Below are 17979 nucleotides of genomic sequence, written 5' to 3'. Positions count from 1 at the left end.
TTTACCTCTCCCCATTGTTTCTTTTCTATTTGTTTTTAGCTCTCTTACGGAAAAATACAACCAATGCTGCCACCATTAGGATCATGCCAATCAGGTAAAATAAAGTTGTTCCTATCCCACCTGTATGAGGTATATTCCATCCATTTTTTGTGTTTTCCACTGTAATCTTTTGTAATGGCGAAGAAACTTCTACTTCAATTGGATCTTTTAATAACATGTATCCATCTGGCGCCTTGATTTCTTTTACTGTGTATTTTCCTAAGAGTAATAGTTCAGAAGTTGCTTTACCATTTTCATCTGTCGTTAGTTTTCCAACTTCTTTACCATCTTTGTCTATAATCTGGAATACGGCATTTTTTAATTTGATAGTTGAATCCGCAGCATCCACTTTTTCAATTTCAATTTGTCCAAGTGGTTGCACTTTAATTTCCGTTGTTGGTTTTTGTGGTGTTATACCATCACCAGTAACAGTCGCAGTATTTTGAATAGCTGTTCCTTCCTGTCCTGCCTTGACTTTTGCATGGAATACGACAGTATGCCATTCTGTATCTGTAATATCACCCAGTTGTCCTGTGACTTTACCTTGCACATAATGACCAGTATCATCGCCTTCAGCATCCGTCACAGATTGTCCATTCACTTGTAATGTCCCTGGGACATATTCTAGTGCTTCTGGTAGTTGGTCTTCAATTACCGCATTTTTTACAATACTATCCGAAACCGTATTACGCATTTGAATCGTATATTCGATTTCGTCTCCTACTTCAATATTTTTATCTTGTAGGTTTTTTGCGGTTTTTTTAGACTCTACTTTAGGATTTCTAGGATAAACTTCTACTGTTGTACATGGTTCTTGTGGTGTTATATCATCACCAGTAACAGTCGCAGTATTTTGAATGTCCTGTCCAGCTTGACCCGCTTTTACCTTCGCATGGAATACAACAGTATGCCATTCCGTATCTGTAATATCACCCAGTTGTCCTGTAAATTTACCTTGTACATAATGACCGTTATCATCACCTTCGGTATCTGTTACAGGTTTTCCATTCACTTGTAATGTCCCTGGGACATATTCTAGACCTTCTGGTAATTGGTCCTCAATTACCGCATTTTTCACAATGCTGTCCGAAACCGTATTACGCATTTGAATCGTATATTCGATTTCGTCTCCTACTTCGGTATTCTTATCTTGTAAATTCTTTGCGATTTTCTTAGATTCTATTTTTGCTTCTTTTACAATCACAGTATTAACAACTTCATTTGTATCAACGGATTGATCTTTGTTTACCAACAAATTCTTATAAGCAACGTTTGCTTTATTCTTAATCTGTTGATTTACATAGCCCGACAATACTTTTACTTTGAATTGCACGGTAACGCCATCAGGTAAGATATCCGTATTCGGTAAATCTCCTAAATTAACTGTTACCTTTCCATCTTGGTAATACCCTGAATCTGTATCTTTTTCATCAGTGATAGAATCTGTCTTTGCATTTTTTGTTACCTGTATAGATCCAGGTACGTATTCAGTTCCCGCAGGAATTGCATCCGTGAAAATAGAGTTAGCAGCAATGTCACCGCCATCATTTTTCACTTTTACGTTATACGTTAACTCATCTCCTGCTTTCACTTGACCTTCTGGAGACACTGATTTTGTTGCTGACACACAAGGCTCCGTACCAAGGAAAATGTTATCTATATGATTACCATGTCCCATAGATCCATTTGAAGTAGAAACTGCTTCAAAACCAAATCTTGTAGCTGTTTGACCTTCTGGTACTTTATAAGTCCCTGCATAAGTTCCCCAACCAGTATTTCCATCAGACATTTGTTGTTGGACTACGGTATCATAAGGGTTATTCGTCACAGGACCAATACGAAGTTGCATTGTATCAACTCCATAAAGACCTTTATGTGAAAATCTCCAATAAATCGTCTGTCCAGGTGTTGTTTTTACATCTTGATATAACATGCCATTTTCAACGGCATTTATCTCTGCATAGCGATTTCCATCTACAGGAGCCGGTTGTTGGCTTACAGTAGGATTTGGATAACCTTGAGCATAATCCCATATTTCAATGAGGTGAATACCCGCACCATTTGCAGTATCTGTTGTATTCCATCCCGGCACTTCATCTTGGTAGAACATAAAAGGCCCATTGACTGGATCAAATGATCCTTTTGCAGGTCCTTCTTCAAAACTACCATTGATAAGTGCTACACGTCCCAGTTGCCCACATGAGTTTGCTGGTGGAGTTGGTGTTTCTGGTTCTGGTTCAACTTCATTCACAACTTCATTTGTATCAACGGATTGATCTTTGTTTACCAACAAATTCTTATAAGCAACGTTTGCTTTGTTCTTGATTTGTTGCTTCACGTCACTAGATAGTGCTTTTACTTTAAACTGCACAGTAACTCCATCAGGTAGAATATCCGTATTCGGTAAATCCCCTAAATCAACTGTTACTTTTCCATCTTGGTAATACCCTGAATCTGTATCTTTTCCATCAGTGATAGAATCTGTCTTTGCATTTTTTGTTACTTGTATAGATCCAGGTACGTATTCAGTTCCCACAGGAATTGCATCTGTGAAAATAGACTTAGCAGCAATGTCACCGCCATCATTTTTCACTTTTACTTTGTACGTTAACTCATCTCCTGCTTTCACTTGACCTTCTTTATCTACAGATTTTGTTGCTGATACACAAGGCTCTGTACCAAGGAAAATGTCGTCTAGTAAATTCCCATAACGTTGATTTCCACCTGCAGCGTTTACAGAGTTAAAAGCAAATCTTGTTGTTGTTTGATCTGCTGGTACCGTATAGGTTCCGGAATAATATTTCCATTCAGTATTTCCAGTACTTACTTCTTGGATTACTGGTAAATCTTTTATTGGAATATTCGTTGAGCCTATTTGTACAGACATTGTATCTACACCCAAAAGCCCCTTATGAGCCAATCGCCAATAGATTGTTTGTCCAGGAATCGTTTTAACATCCTGATATAACGCAGATACTTGTTCAGCATTCAATTCAGCATATTGATTTCCATTCGGAGGATTAATCTGCATCCCATTATAGATAAATTCATTTTTCATAATTTGAATAAATTTATCTGATGCTGATGTTTTCCAACCAGGAACCTCACTTTCAAGAAAATACTGCCAAGCATGCTCAGATCCAGGTGAACCTTTATCACCTGGCATTCTTGCAGTCGGCTCTTCAAAGCTACCATTAATTAAAGCCACACGCCCTAATGGTCCACATGAGTTGGTAGGTAGAGTTGATTTAACATGTATAACGATTGTCGCTTCTGTCGTTCCACCATGCCCGTCATCTACCATAACAGTAAAGGAATCATCACCAACATAGTCTTTACCAGGCGTATAGGTCCATGTTCCGTCTTCATTTACTACAACTGTTCCATTACTTGGCTGTTTACCTGCATGATAAGTTAAACTGTCACCATCTGGATCTGTTCCTTTTACCTGCCCTGAGACTTTTGTATTTACCGCAATAGTCTTTTCATCATCCGGCGCGGTTGGTGGTTGGTTGGCAGCTGATATCATTTTAGAATCCGTGGCGCAACCAACAGTTGCTGATACAGTATTATCTTTAGAATGATCGAAATTTTTCAATACTGCATGGATTTTTCCGTCTGCATCTGATACTAAATCTGTTACAGACTCTCCATTCGGTCCAGTTACCTGCCCATCGGTTGAGGTAAGATTATCTAGTGATGCACCAGCAACAGGATTTCCTAATGGATCTTGTAGGATTGCCGTAACATCATATACTCCTGGTTTATCCGACGGCCCTGTCGTTACTTTCACACTGCTCGGTGCTTGCTTATAATCATTATTCGGATTAAGTGTTTCAATAGGTACATAGTCATTGACAAAATACCAACTATTGATATCATGCGTTTCAGCATTTGGACTTCCTGTTGATGCGGTAAAACCAGCATGATAGGGTTGTCCATTAAATATCGTACCAAGATCGATGTTACCTACATCTAACACTTTTTTCGCGCTTGCTCGATCTGGAGAAGTACCTAGCAGAACTTGTATATTTTGACTTAAACCATCGTAGTCAATCCATGTATAATACTGGGTTCCATTTGATAAAGCATAGTTGGTACCATTATTTGTATTATATTGATTTAAATCGGTATACCAACCAGGTTGATTTACCGGATTCCCATTTTTCGCAAGTCCAATATAGTTTGCAGAAGGATCTCTATAATCCGTATTTAAAAACGTATCATATTTAACCGTAAAACTAGGTTTAATACCATAAAAGTTTAGGCTACCTCCATTTGTATGCGAACTAGATGTCCCCCCTTGAATCGTGAAGGTTAAACCGTCACTTGCGCCTGAGGGACTTGGATTACTCATTTTAAATGAGAAGGCTGTGCTGAATGAATAATTGTTTTTAGAACAAATTTCATTTTTGGTAAAAGCTGCCCCACATTTCAATGTAGATGCCGGTGTCAATCGTAAAAAGTTTGCCCCTCCAGGAACTTCAGCGGCATCATTCAAAGTAAACAATTGACTTACAGCATCATTAGAGAAATTGTCGAACTTATACGTTAGCATTTTATTTTTCGCTTGTGCTTGTGTTACAGCAGTATTTGTAGATGATGCTGTCTCAGCATGAACTGTCTGTAAAACTGTACTAGGTGCTACCCCACTAAAAACTAATAAAAAAGCTAACAATGATACGATGATCTGTCTGAAGCGCTTACCATACTTTTTAAAACCAAAATACTTTTGCAATATCTTCTCCCCTCCTTGATGTATATGCAAATAAGTTCACTTCCCTTTTGATCGAAACTCTACTGTTTCTATATTGGGAGAATTCAGCAATTAATATCTAAAAACATTCAAATTTATGGAATGAATTAGTATAATGAAGCTATATTTTGATAAAAATTGTAATTTTCAAACGTTTTCACGTATTATTTGAAAATTAACATGTATGTATCAGAACAAATAGCTACTTCCCATTCATCAAAAAGCCTGAATCCCCTTTCCTAGATATTCAGATAGACATTAATTACTAAAAACATAATATAAGATTGTCGAAAAAAAGTATGGTAAAATCTTTCCTTTGGTAGCACTATTTTGCACTTTTTTTGATATTTATAGTATTTTATTCAGAAAAATGGTATTTTACTTGGTATATTTTTTATTTTTATTACTATATTCATTTAAAAGGAGAATACAATGAAAGGTTTAGTTGATACACAATATATATGTAATCTCATTCATAAAACATTTTTTGTACCCGTTTATTTTTTATCTGAGGAAGGAGAAATTTTAGAGTATGCTACTTGCTATGATATAAGTAGCCCTTTTTATGCATCTAAAGAAGAGCATTTTCAGAAACTATGCCAAGAAATTGATCTATTTAATTTTCCGCTTTTTAGAGGGAATAATTATCTTGAAAACTTTATCTTCATACGGATTAAAAATCAGGAAGGGATTAGGGGAACAATTGTTATTGGGCCAACTACCTATCCAAAAGTAACAGATGAAATAGCAACCAAATTAATGAAAACGTTTCAAATGGGTAACAAAATACAGGAGGGATTATCCTACTATCAATCCCTACCAGAAGTAAAGAAAATCAAGTTACTTCAGATAGGGATTTTCTTACATTATATGATTTTTCAAGAAAAATTAGATCTCGATACTGTTTGGAAAAAAAATAAATTGTTAGAAGAGACACCTTATAAAATGGTGAATCCAGATTTATATATTTCCAAACGTCGAAAAGATAATCCTGATAATTATAATATTGCTTTAGAACAGAAGTTTTTTTCACAAATAAAAGAAGGGAATAAAGAAAGCGTAATCAAATATGCGTATTCTTTTCCTCAAGAAGAGGCAGGAATTACATCTCAAGGAAACCAATTAAGAAATCAAAAGAATAACGGAATTATGGCCATTACCTTAGCTACAAGATATGCGATTGAGGGGCATTTACCAACAGATATTGCATTTGCACTGAATGATTTATATATACAAACTATTGAACAACTAGATAATATGTATTCTGTTAATCGTTTAATAGAAGATGCCTTATGTACGTTTGCTGACCGTGTAAAGGAATACAAAACAAAAAAGTATTCAAATACGATTACGACATGTTTGAATCATATTAATAGAAATATCTATCAAAAGATTTCTCTTAGTGAACTTGCTGAACTGTTACAGGTCAACCCGACTTATTTATCTGGTTTATTTAAAAAAGAAGTAGGAATCACTTTGGGTCAATACATTCAAAGGGAGAAAATAGAAGAAGCAAAAAAATTACTAACCTTAACTTCCTATTCCTTAACAGATATTTATCTGTGGCTCAAATTTAGCGATCAAAGTTATTTCATCCGGATTTTCAAAAAAATAACGGCGATGACACCAAAACAGTATCGTGAAAAATACAAATTAATTTGATAGTTGTATCTAAATATTTATCTTTTTTATTATATTTTTCTGATAAGTTGATTATTGTAAGAGTGCTTATAAAAGTGCTTATAAAAGTGCTCTTTTGATTCCATAGGTTCCCCTTTTAAAAAGTTACTTGCTTAATCCTAAATGAAATTATTTAATTTATTTATTAATATATAACAACAAATAATTGGCACTTTAATTTCCAGAGTATAAATAAAGTGTGAGCCTCTGATTATTCATAATATTAACTAATCTAGTTCAACAGTTTCTAAAAAACTTTTAGTTCGAAAAACCATACCTCGAAGCATATATATCGTTTGTCTTTCGATTTCTAAAATCTCTTTTTGCATAGTTAATTCATTATTACTGATAAAATGTATTAATTCACAAATAAACACTAACCACTCTTCTCTCAAAATGCAATCTATACAGGTTTGTAAACTAGCTATTTGCATTTCGGAAAGTGAATATTCTGTTTTTTCATACCCTATTTCTCTTTGGTCTCTCCATTTATCTTGAATTGGCCAACTAGCTGTGATTTGTTGCATCATAAACTGAATATCTTCCTTACAAGGTGTTCCTATACCTTGATAAAGTTTTAAAAAACTGATTAATATTTCTCTGTCCATTTTTAATTCCCCATTCTAGAATTTTTCTGTATATTACTTATGTTTACTATTAAATTTATTTACCAATTTATCGTGATTATATATAATATATCATCTTTTTTTCAATCACTTAAAGAAAATATCACTAATTTTTCTTCATAAAATAATAAAAAATATTCATAACTTTCATATCCCTAATTGCTTTTCTAAACTACTTAGTAAAAAATCCACAAGAATTTTTCACCTCTTCGTCCTAAATACCTTAAAGTATTTAAAAAGAGTATACGAAAAACAAAACTTTTTCATATACTCCTAGAATTAGTAAACCTAGATTATTTAACGTTAATATTTCCATTTAATTATGTAGAAATTACATAATTAAATGGAAATATTAAATTTATAAATCCACTCCGAATCCAATATATAATTTACAAATATAACACCATATTTTTTTTCATTTCATAAGTTTTTCTGAATTTTTTTATTTGAATGTTTTCGTGACCAAGAGCTTCTATAAAATGATATAGATCCGAATTTCCTTGTTCATGTAGCTTATATATTAAAAATATCACAAACACCCTCCAATCATTATCTGCCACGTTCTTACCAGAGTGAAGTGCGAGCGACACTCCTTTCATATATAGGTCTTCGATTACTATAACATCAAAATTCCTAACTAATTCTTTAGATTTATAATGAAGAAAATTCCTACGTTAATTTGCAACCTTTTCATACAACTTAGCGATTAAATGCTTTATTTATTCCAATACACTGAGCCTTTCACACGCTAGGAATAAGAGACTTCTTTTGGATAACATGTTAACTATCTACTAACCTAATGACTATTCTATTCTTTCCTATTAAATATGCAAAATGTTAATAATTTTCACGATATTAAACGACATTCAGGTCCTAAATTTCGACTGTTTAATAATTCTAAACGCAATTACTTATTTTAAAATTCACCTAAAAATTAAATTAAAATTATTATCAAAAAAGTACAAGACTTATAAAGATGTTACTATAAACAAATAAATTACTATAGTAGACTAAATATGTAATCAAATTACAACTATCAAATATTTTTTAAGCTTCTCCACCAAAGTTACACTTGATAGTGCTAAGTTTACAATAATATTTGTAAGAACAACTACTTTAACTACAAAGTCCCTTAACAACTTGTTGCCTTATAAAAATCAAATTACATATGACATCTTTTGTATAAAGGAAGTTACTCTTTACTGGATAGCAACATAAGAAAATCTAGCAAATAAAGATTTTAAAAGGATAAAAATTAGTTAATTGTTAAGAATGCTATACACTAAATGTGTTATCTAGAAATATGCTATTTTTCAATTTAATTTAATGAAGTTGATTTAATCTCTTTAGGATTGTGTATAGAAAAAGAGAAAATTGATTTTCTAAACGCCTAGATTAATATCCTTAAAACTATTAAAAATATAACTATTTAACGCATTCTGTATTATTTATATTTATAATTTTTTGTGATTAAATGTCATTATTTCTCCTTATTAAGCTATACTTTGTATGTTCTAACAAAGATGCTCCTTTTACCCATAAAAATATTTCAAGTTTAGAAGGTGATATTATGCATACCGATACTGATATAAAATATCTTTCTTATTTAATACATCAATTATTTTCAGTTCCCGTTCGTTTTATATCCGAGGATTTTAAAATTTCATTTGAATATTGTTCTATTGAAATACATAATCCATTTTATCCGTCTAAAGAAGCCTACTTAAGTGAACTTTATCAGCAAAATGATCCAGATAAATTCCCTATTATTCGTACTAGTCCTTTTCGAGAGCAATTTATCTTAATTCATATAATAGATCATATATATGGAAAAGGAACTCTCATTATTGGTCCTACTACACATACAAGTTTATCTAGGGATGTAATAATTAAATTAACAAAAGAATTTCATCCAAGCATTACAATAGAAGATAGGATAGCGTTTTTTCAGTCTATACCAATAATAAATAAACTCACTTTGGTTGATATAGGAATTTTATTTTATTACTTAATGTTTAAACAAAAATTAGACATAGGACATGTATGGGAACATAATAAATTATTAAATGAAACGGATAATCCGTCTCCTAATCTTGATTTGTATATTTCATCAAGAAGACAAAATAATTTACACCTGTACGATATAACATTAGAAAAACAATTTTTCACAGCAATTAAAGAAGGAAGTAAAGAAAAAGTACTAGAACATATATATGCTTCTTCTTTTGATAAGACTATTACTCTTTCAAAAGTAAGTAAGCTAAGAGACCAAAAAAATCATGGCATTGTTCTGATGACTTTAGCTGCCCAATATGCAATTGAAGGAAATCTTCCATCAGAGATTGCTTTTTCACTAAGTACTTTATATATACAAATTCTTGATCAATTAGATAGTATAGAATCCGTAAATCGATTAATAGAAGAGGCTTTATGTAAATTTGCCGATCGAGTAAAAGAATATAATAATCATAAGTATTCCAAAACTATAGTTACCTGCTTAGATTATATTTCTAAAAATATTTACAATAAAATCAACTTAAGTATTGTTGCAAAAAGTATACAATTAAATGCCAGTTACCTATCTAATTTATTCAAAAAAGAGGTGGGTGTTTCCTTAAGTGAATATATACAAAAAGAACGTGTAGAAGAAGCAAAGAAATTATTGACTTTAACCACATACTCTTTAGTAGATATTTGTACATGGTTAAATTTTAATGATCAGAGCTACTTTACAAAAGTATTTAAAAAGTTTACAAGTATGACACCGAAACAATATCGTGAAGAATATACAGTATTATAGTGAAAACTGTAGGGGCTCTTTTCTTAGTTAATTATAGCGTCATAACTAAGAAAAGAGTTTTTTGTTATAAATGATGCTTCTCTACTTTCTGCTAATTTACTAAAAAGAGACAAATAAATTAGCTGATATTTAAATAAAAAAGTGCTCCATTATTGGAGCACTCAAAATGATATAAATAATGAATTAAAACAAATAACAGACAGTTAAAAGTATACAAATAAAATTTTTAAAAATCTAGATTTGCATAATATTGCACTTTAACAATATGAGAACCTTTTATCTAGTCTACTTTCATTCATTTAAATAATAGTTTCGAATTTTATTTAAATGCGTTTATTTTCCCTTGTAGTTCAACTATAGAAAAAATTATCCTCCAAACTCCTTTGTACTTCCTGAAAATAAATTCTCATAAATTTATATGTATATTCACTTGACAATACGGATATTAGAGGTAATTATTTACTTATAATAAAAATTATTACAGGGGGATTGTTATGGTCACATCCATTGATTTAAAATACGTCTGCCATCTTATACATCAATCATTTTCGATACCAATTCATTTTTTAAATACAAATAATCATATTTTATTTGAATATAATGATTATAAAGAATGCAACCCGCTTTACTCTTGCAAAGAGGATTATCTAGATATATCCTATGAGAAAAATACACTAGATAATTTTCCTATTCTCAAGACCAATCGTTGTCTAGAAAATTTTATTTTCTTTCGTATAAATAATCAAGAATTTATAAAAGGAACTTTAATTATAGGCCCTTCTATAGAAAAAAAAATATCTCAAGATATGGTTATGCAGCTTGTTCACATATTTAATTCCAATATTACAATAAGAGATATCACTACTTACTTTGATTCTGTACCTGTATATAATAAACTTCTTTTCATTCATATAGGTCTTTTGCTTCATTACATAATTTTTAATGAAAAATTAGATATGCATACCTTTTGGGAAAAAAATAAAATACTAAATGAATCATCTTATCCACTTTTAGACCCTGACATATATATTTCAACAAAAAGGCAAAATCATTCTAATGACTACAATATAGCATTAGAAGAACAGTTTTTCTCAGCTATTACAGAAGGAAATAAAGAAAAGCTTATAAAATACGCCTACTCCTTTCCACAAGAAAATGCGGGTATATCATCCAAAACAAGTCAACTTAGAAACCAGAAAAATAATGGAATTATTGCTATTACGCTGGCTACTCGATATGCAATAAAGGGGAATCTCCCTTCTGAAATTGCCTTTTCACTTAGTGATCTTTATATACAAAAGATTGAACAAATAGATAACGTATATGCTGTAAACCGACTAATTGAGGAGGCTTTATGTACATTTGCAGATTCTGTGAAAGAATATAATGAAAAACAGTATTCTAAGAAGATAAATATGTGTTTAGATTATATTGCTAAAAATATTTATAATGATATCACTGTTAATGCTCTTGCAAATTATATACAAACAAATCCGAGTTACCTATCAGATATCTTTAAAAAAGAAGTTGGAATTCCATTAAAACAGTATATCCAAAGAGAGCGGATAGAAGAGGCAAAAAGAATATTAACCCTGACCCAATATCCTGTCTCTACAATTTGTCATATGTTAAATTTCCATGATCAAAGTTATTTTATAAAAGTTTTCAAAAGATTTACAAGTACGACACCGAAACAATACCGTGAAAAACATACTGTACTTTGATGAGCTTCCCTCACTTCACAGCCTTGTGTTCTGTTTGAAGGGGGAGTTTCCTGTGAAAATGGATATAATACGTTTATATTACAATTTCCCTCCCAGGAAACTGAGAGGGTTAATTTTACATTAATAAATTTATTAAAATCCGTTTACTCTCTCCTATCACTCCATATTAAAGTTAAAAATCCTCTTCAACTAGCTGTTTTCATTTTTTTTTGCCTAACCTTATGTTACTGTTATGGAGCTTCTTTTATTGTTTTCTCCTTCTTTCTTTTCATTAAGATTAAGATGAGACCAATAAGCAGGATACCGATTGCCGTAATAATCTCCCAATTTTCTACAATAGGAGATTCTGAATGATTTTCACTTGGTTTCCCTTTTCCTGTTACTTCATATGGGACACGATGCCCTCTTACTAATAATCGATGCGTGTTTACCCCATACGGTGTACAAGTCAGCAATGTAGCATAATCCTGATTGTTTACAACCAGTAAATCCTCTGTTTCACTTGGTAATACCACTTTAATTTGATCTACTTGATACGCGAGAATCTTATCTAAAGAATGAATATAAAATATATCAAACTCCTTCATTTTATCTAAATCTGTAAATAATACTGCCGAAGGTAGGCCTCGATGTCCTGTTAATACTGTATGTGTTCCTTTTCCCCCTACAGGTAATGAGGATTTATCTAAATGCCCTACCCCACGACTTAATACTTCCTCAGAAGTTCCTTGATAGATAGGTAGTTTTACCTTAATTTTAGGAATTTCCACATATCCCATCACATCTCCTATGTTAAGTGCATCCGCATAGGATTTCCCGCCAGTCTTTTCTTTTTCTGCAAATGGATCTGCAAAGGTTTGAGCAGAATTTTGTACGTTCTTATTATACTCCTTTGCCTCCTTTTCTCTGCGTTCCAGCTCCCCCTTTTGAAGAGCTTTTACTTTGGCATCATAAGAACTAACCTGTGAGTAATGTGTTTGAGTTGCGAACCAGTTGCTTATTGTTGGATATAAGAAAATTCCTAGTCCTAATACAAAAATACATCCAAAGATAATATTTCGCTTCATAGTAACTCCTTCATCTATTAAAATATGAAAAAGAGGAAAGCATTTGCTTCTCCCCTTTTTACATCAGACATTATAATTTGTTAAAGACTTATTGATTTACAGTCTTTCTTCTCATAAAGATAAACACTGCTGCAGCCATTAATACAAGACCTACCACAGTAAAGAGAATTGTTCCCATACCACCTGTAGATGGTAAATTCCAACCACTCTTATTATTCTCTACAGTTAATTTGATTGTTTGATGATCTGCATCAATTTTGACATCAATCGGATCCTTTAATAATTGGTAAGACCCTGTTGTACCATCTTCTTTTGTATAAATAGGTGCTTTTGTCTCAACAACTTGATACTCTCCATAAGGAATGTTATTCCAGTGAATCACACCATTTGCATCTGATACACCTTTCACTTCTTTACCTTCTACTACAACTACTTTACCGCTTTTGTCACGTAATTCAAATTCCGCGCCTTGTAATGTCTTTGTATGATCTTCACCATCAACTTTTGTTAAAGCAATGTTACCTATTGTTGGAACTACAATAACTGGTTTTGTTTCTTTTTCTTTCGTTACATCATGGTTATTTGTAAAATCAATTTTTGCTGTATTTGGGATTTCTGTTCCAGCTGGGACCCCTTCTTTAATTTGTGATGTAATTTGTAAATGTAATTGTTTTTTACCATCTAATTTTGAGAAATCTTTTACTGTAGCTGTTACTTTTTGCCCATCTACAATTACTTCTACTATACTTGCATCTACTTCTACACCATCAATTTTCACAACTGGTTTACCTTGAATCACCAATCGGTTATCTAATGTGTCTGTTACAACATATTTTTTATACTCTTTAATATCCTCTGGAATTAATGTTTTAATATCATATGTGTAATCTTTTTTTGGATTAATCGGTAACGTTTCTAAATCGCCATTGATTTTTTTATCAATTTCTGGTTCTTCATAGTTCTTCACTTTAACCTCTACAACAACCCCAGATTTAATTGCTCCATCAGGGCTAATCGTACCTGATTCTTTAATGAAAAATTCATATTTTGTTGGATCTAAAACATATCCAGTTGGTGCTTTTGTTTCTTGAAAGTAGTACTTACCATATGCTAATCCTTGTACACGAATTTTACCATCCGCACCCGTTACTAGATTTTTTTGAATTTCTGTACCATCTTCTTTAAATAATGAGAATTCCGCCCCTGCTAGTGTTTTATCCTTTGCACCTGTTTTTGTTAATTCTACAGCACCGCGCTTAATTTCATTTTTTGGATAAATATGAACATCATAGTTTAATACATCACCATTTGCACTTGTCATTGGAATATCCACTGTATACGTATTTGGATTTAAGTTGACATGTGGTGGCCCTGCAATTTCCTTTACTTCATAACGACCTAACGGTAAATCTTTGAATACTGCTTCACCCTTTTCGTTTGTTGTTAACTGAATTGGTTTTGCATTATTTACAGGTTTTACATTTTCTTTTACAATCTTTCCGTCACTTGTAATTTTCTCAAAGGCAGCAATTTGTTTAATCTCAAATGTTACGCCCGCTAATGGCTTTGCATCCGCAGGTACTTCCTGATCTGTCGAACCATTACTATTTAAACCTACATCTGGGGCTTTTTCTTGTTCATACTTATGAATTGTTAAAGAACCCTTATCTTTTGATGCTGCATGTACTAAAAAATTTGGTAATGTAGAAAACATTAATACAAATGCTAATAATATACTTAATAGTTTTTTCATAGCTTTTTCTCCTTTGTAAATTTATTAATAACTCTTTCTTTTACGGAAAAATACAATAGTTGCAATTATCATTAGTGTTACGCCAATTACATAAAAGATTGTTGTCCCAATTCCGCCAGTCTCAGGTATATTCCAATCACTTTTTTCATTTGCTACTTGTATCTTTTGGATTGGAGTTTTGGATGTTATTTCTACTTCAATTGGATCTCTTAGTAACATATATCCATTCGGCGCTTTTATCTCTTTAATTTTGTAGGTTCCAAATAATAATGGTCCAGAAACTGCTTTTCCATTTTTGTCAGTTGTTAAAATCCCAACTTCTTTACCATCTTTATCTAAAATTTGAAACACTGCATTTTCCAATTTTACATCTGAATTTTTCGCATCAACTTTTTCAAGCTCAATCTTCCCAATTGGTGGTACAACTTTTGCTTCATTAGAAGTTGTTGGAGTATTATCAAACAATAACTTTGCTTTGTTTGGAATTCCACCTTTTGCTACATACTTTGTAATTTCTTCAATAGATGCTGTATCTGTAATTTTCGATTTGATATACATTGTATATGTTTGTCCCGCTAAATACGCATAACTGTCATCTTTCTTTGGAAGCTCAATCACTATCTGCTTAGTTTTTTCATCAATTTTAGGTGTAACTTCAATCGCCTTTCCTTGTGCATCGACCAGTTTCACTTCTAAAATATCAAGAATGTCTTCTAAATCATCTTGTAATACAACTTTCTTTAGGTTCGCTGTATCATTTCCAAACTTGTAGTCTACATTCCAAGTAAACTCTTCATCTTTTCCTTGTAAAACTGCCTTTTCTACTTCTTTTTCATCTTGATCGGAAACCGTTTTGTTTACCTTTGGTTTTTCTGTTGGTGGTACGACTTTAGCTTCATTAGAGGCCGTGGGATTATTATCAAGGAATAACTCTGCCTTGTTTGGTATCCCACCATTGGCGATATACTTTGCAATTTCTTCATTTGATGCCGCATCCGTAATTTTTGATTTGATGTACATTGTATAGGTTTCTCCCGCTAAATACGCATAACTATCATCTTTCTTTGGAAGTTCAATCATTACACGTTTAGTTTTCTCATCAATTTTAGGTGTAACTTCGATTGTCTTTCCTTGTGCATTGACCAGTTTCACTTCTAAAATATCGAGAATGTCTTCTAAATCATCTTGTAATACAACCTTTTCTAGTTTCGCTGTATCATTTCCAAACTTGTAATCTACATTCCAGGTAAACTCTTCATTTTTTCCTTGTAAAACTGCTTTTTCTACTTCTTTTTCATCTTGATCAGAAACCGTTTTGTTTACCTTTGGTTTTTCTGTTGGTGGTTTTACATATACTTCATTTGAAACCTTCGGTTTGTGATCTAACAAAAGTTCTGCTTTATTTGGAATTCCATCCTTAGCAATGTATTTTGCGATTTCTCCATCTGACGCACTTTCTGCAATTTTTGAAGTAATATGCATTGTATAGGTTTCATCTGTTAAATAGGAGTAACTTCCATCCTTTTTGGGAAGTTCTATTATCACCTTTTTAGAAGTTTGATCAATCTTCGGTTCAACTTTTATTGTTTCCCCCTTTTTATTAACAACTTTTACATCAACAATATCTAAAATATCTTCTAAATCATCTTGTAATATAATGGAGTCATAACTACTTGGGCTATTCCCAAATTCATATTTTACATTCCAAGTAAATTTTTCTTTTCTATCTAATAGAGTAGCTTTCTCCACATTAGTTTCATCACTATCTGAAACTGTTTTTTGAACTTTTGGTTCTTCAATTGGTGGAGTTACTGTAACTTTGTTAGATTCTAACGGTTTGTCATCTAACACCATCTGCGCTGTGTTTGGAATACCACCTTTTGAAATAAACTGTTTTAATACTTCGATGTTTGTTCCTGATTTAATCTTTGCTGTAATAGTTAATTTATATTGTTGTCCTGCCAAATAATCATAGGATCCATCTTTTTGTGGGATTTTGTAAACAATACTAGATTTTTCTTTATCTATCACAGGTTTTACTGCAACTTCATCGCCATTTTTATTTACTAATTTTGTATCCAGAATATCTAAAATATCTTCTAAATCATCCTGTAAAACAATTTCGTGATTTTTGGCGACATCGTATCCAAAATTGAAATTCACATCATATGTAAATTTTTCATCCAATGCCTTTAACGATGCTGCCTCCACTAATTTTTCATCAGAATCTGAAACTTTTTTCGTTATATCTGTTGAACAGTTAGATGCATTGGGATTACCTTGAGCCTTTACAACAGGAATTTCAAACTTCTCATCATATGAGATAAAATAACCGCCAGCAACATTAAACTCATTTAACTGAGGCGTTGTTTCTTTCACCTTATAAGTAATTGTGTAATTCCCTTCTGGCTGTCCCTCTAAGTCCCAAGTAACTTGATTATTATTGATCACAGGTTTTGTAGTCATACCATTTGGACCAGATACTTTTACATCATCTACTTGCAGATTTTTATAAATATCTAAAATCATTTTATCTTTTTCTTTTTTTGTAACTTGAGTTACTGTTTCAATTAACTTTTTAGAGAACTCTTCAATATTATTTGATAACACAAACCATTCTGGTTTCGTTGCCATACTTTCAAGTATATTTCTTGAGTAGGGACCAACCTCACGGTCATATTTATCATAATACTGATCTGCTGCTGCTAAAGTTTCTTTATTTTCCCAAAAAGCAGTGACTAATTTATATCCTTTGTTTTTTATACTTAGGCCTTTTTCCTTAACCTCTCCTAAAGCTCCCTTGTAATCTTGCGCATACTCAGAAGACCAAGCTCGTCCTGACCAATCACTTACTTGATTTGACAGCTTATGAATATATCCATCTGTTTGAACATTTGCAACCCCATCTGTGACAAGTAAGAAGATTGTTTCACGATTTGGATCATCTGCTCCTTTTTGTTTTTCATATTGCTCCAAAGCAAATTGTAAACCACTGGCAGTTGGGGTACCGCTATTAGGGGTAATTCTATCAATGCCTTGCTTTGCAGTCCCTAAATTATGGGTTAATCCAGATTGTAAAATTGTTTTAATTCCTGGCCCACTATTGTTTAATAACTGACCGTATATCCCTTTAAACCCCTTATAATCTTGATAACTTGTCACCATAACACGGTCATTTTGTGGATCCAGTTGATCCACAATTTTTTTCAATGCGCTTTTTACACTTCCAATGGAATCTTTAAAACTACCACTAGCATCTTGCACAATAACAAAATCTACTTTCTTTTTATTAAGTGGCCACTGGAAATTTATTTGTCCTTCATGTTCTCTCAAACATATACTAGCTGTATCTTTTGTTTGTAATTTATGTTCTATGTTTTTGACAGGTGATGCAGCCAAAGCGATTAATCCTGGTGAAAATAACTGTAAAAATAAGAGAATTGTTAAAAATATTGATATATTTTTTTTCATCACTTTTCCTCCTTTGCCCTCCTTTTCATTGGAATACGTTCTGTATAGAAATGTTCTGTAAGT

8 protein-coding genes and 1 pseudogene are annotated in these 17979 nt (G+C 32.2%); 3 read left to right on the top strand and 6 right to left on the bottom strand.

Annotation, left to right across the window (positions count from 1 at the left end; all coding sequences use genetic code 11):
* Window positions 1-25 precede the first annotated feature (25 nt).
* Window positions 26-4777: an isopeptide-forming domain-containing fimbrial protein gene (locus DN407_RS28160; RefSeq protein WP_149216889.1), complete on the bottom strand. Its 4752-nt coding sequence runs from the start codon at window positions 4775-4777 to the stop codon at window positions 26-28.
* A gap of 450 nt (window positions 4778-5227) precedes the next feature.
* Here DN407_RS28160 and DN407_RS28155 point away from each other — a divergent pair, with 450 nt between their 5' ends.
* The gene (locus DN407_RS28155) at window positions 5228-6457 is read left to right on the top strand and encodes a helix-turn-helix domain-containing protein (protein ID WP_149216888.1); all 1230 of its coding nucleotides are present in this window, start codon (window positions 5228-5230) and stop codon (window positions 6455-6457) included.
* A gap of 245 nt (window positions 6458-6702) precedes the next feature.
* Here the strand turns inward: DN407_RS28155 and DN407_RS28150 are convergent, their stop codons facing one another.
* Together DN407_RS28150 and DN407_RS32375 are read right to left on the bottom strand one after the other, a co-directional pair.
* Complete coding sequence (locus DN407_RS28150; RefSeq protein ID WP_149216887.1) at window positions 6703-7083, bottom strand: hypothetical protein; 381 nt, start codon at window positions 7081-7083, stop codon at window positions 6703-6705.
* Window positions 7084-7598: 515 nt separating this feature from the next.
* Window positions 7599-7849 (bottom strand): annotated as a pseudogene (locus DN407_RS32375) (transposase); the annotation flags it as partial.
* 822 nt (window positions 7850-8671) lie between these two features.
* Between DN407_RS32375 and DN407_RS28140 the strand changes: the two are divergent.
* Both DN407_RS28140 and DN407_RS28135 read left to right on the top strand, forming a co-directional pair.
* A complete protein-coding gene (locus DN407_RS28140; protein ID WP_149216886.1) occupies window positions 8672-9901 on the top strand; it encodes a helix-turn-helix domain-containing protein in 1230 nt (409 codons plus the stop codon).
* 494 nt (window positions 9902-10395) lie between these two features.
* Window positions 10396-11625, top strand: a complete 1230-nt coding sequence (locus tag DN407_RS28135) for a helix-turn-helix domain-containing protein (RefSeq protein ID WP_149216885.1) — start codon at window positions 10396-10398, stop codon at window positions 11623-11625.
* Between the two features lie 230 nt (window positions 11626-11855).
* Here the strand turns inward: DN407_RS28135 and DN407_RS28130 are convergent, their stop codons facing one another.
* The 3 genes from DN407_RS28130 to DN407_RS28120 all read right to left on the bottom strand — a co-directional run bounded on the left by DN407_RS28130 (window position 11856) and on the right by DN407_RS28120 (window position 17916).
* On the bottom strand, window positions 11856-12692 hold the full coding sequence (locus tag DN407_RS28130; protein WP_149216884.1) for a class C sortase: 837 nt from the start codon (window positions 12690-12692) through the stop codon (window positions 11856-11858).
* A gap of 88 nt (window positions 12693-12780) precedes the next feature.
* Entirely contained in the window at window positions 12781-14445 is a 1665-nt protein-coding gene (locus DN407_RS28125; RefSeq protein WP_149216883.1) for a SpaH/EbpB family LPXTG-anchored major pilin, read from the bottom strand.
* Window positions 14446-14469: 24 nt separating this feature from the next.
* A complete protein-coding gene (locus DN407_RS28120) occupies window positions 14470-17916 on the bottom strand; it encodes an isopeptide-forming domain-containing fimbrial protein (protein WP_254915679.1) in 3447 nt (1148 codons plus the stop codon).
* Between the last annotated feature and the right edge of the window lie 63 nt (window positions 17917-17979).

Origin of the sequence: Bacillus sp. JAS24-2, from assembly GCF_008274905.1 — a bacterium.
GTDB classification, from domain to species: domain Bacteria; phylum Bacillota; class Bacilli; order Bacillales; family Bacillaceae_G; genus Bacillus_A; species Bacillus_A cereus.
The sequence above is the reverse complement of the archived record's forward strand: the minus strand, read 5'-3'. Positions and strand labels throughout refer to the sequence as shown.

Excerpts from the sequence above, each read along its gene's own strand:
- DN407_RS28155 (WP_149216888.1), top strand. The coding sequence starts at position 5,228 with ATGAAAGGTTTAGTTGATACACAATATATATGTAATCTCATTCATAAA.
- DN407_RS28150 (WP_149216887.1), bottom strand. The coding sequence starts at position 7,083 with ATGGACAGAGAAATATTAATCAGTTTTTTAAAACTTTATCAAGGTATA.
- DN407_RS28140 (WP_149216886.1), top strand. The coding sequence starts at position 8,672 with ATGCATACCGATACTGATATAAAATATCTTTCTTATTTAATACATCAA.
- DN407_RS28135 (WP_149216885.1), top strand. The coding sequence starts at position 10,396 with ATGGTCACATCCATTGATTTAAAATACGTCTGCCATCTTATACATCAA.
- DN407_RS28130 (WP_149216884.1), bottom strand. The coding sequence starts at position 12,692 with ATGAAGCGAAATATTATCTTTGGATGTATTTTTGTATTAGGACTAGGA.
- DN407_RS28125 (WP_149216883.1), bottom strand. The coding sequence starts at position 14,445 with ATGAAAAAACTATTAAGTATATTATTAGCATTTGTATTAATGTTTTCT.
- DN407_RS28120 (WP_254915679.1), bottom strand. The coding sequence starts at position 17,916 with ATGAAAAAAAATATATCAATATTTTTAACAATTCTCTTATTTTTACAG.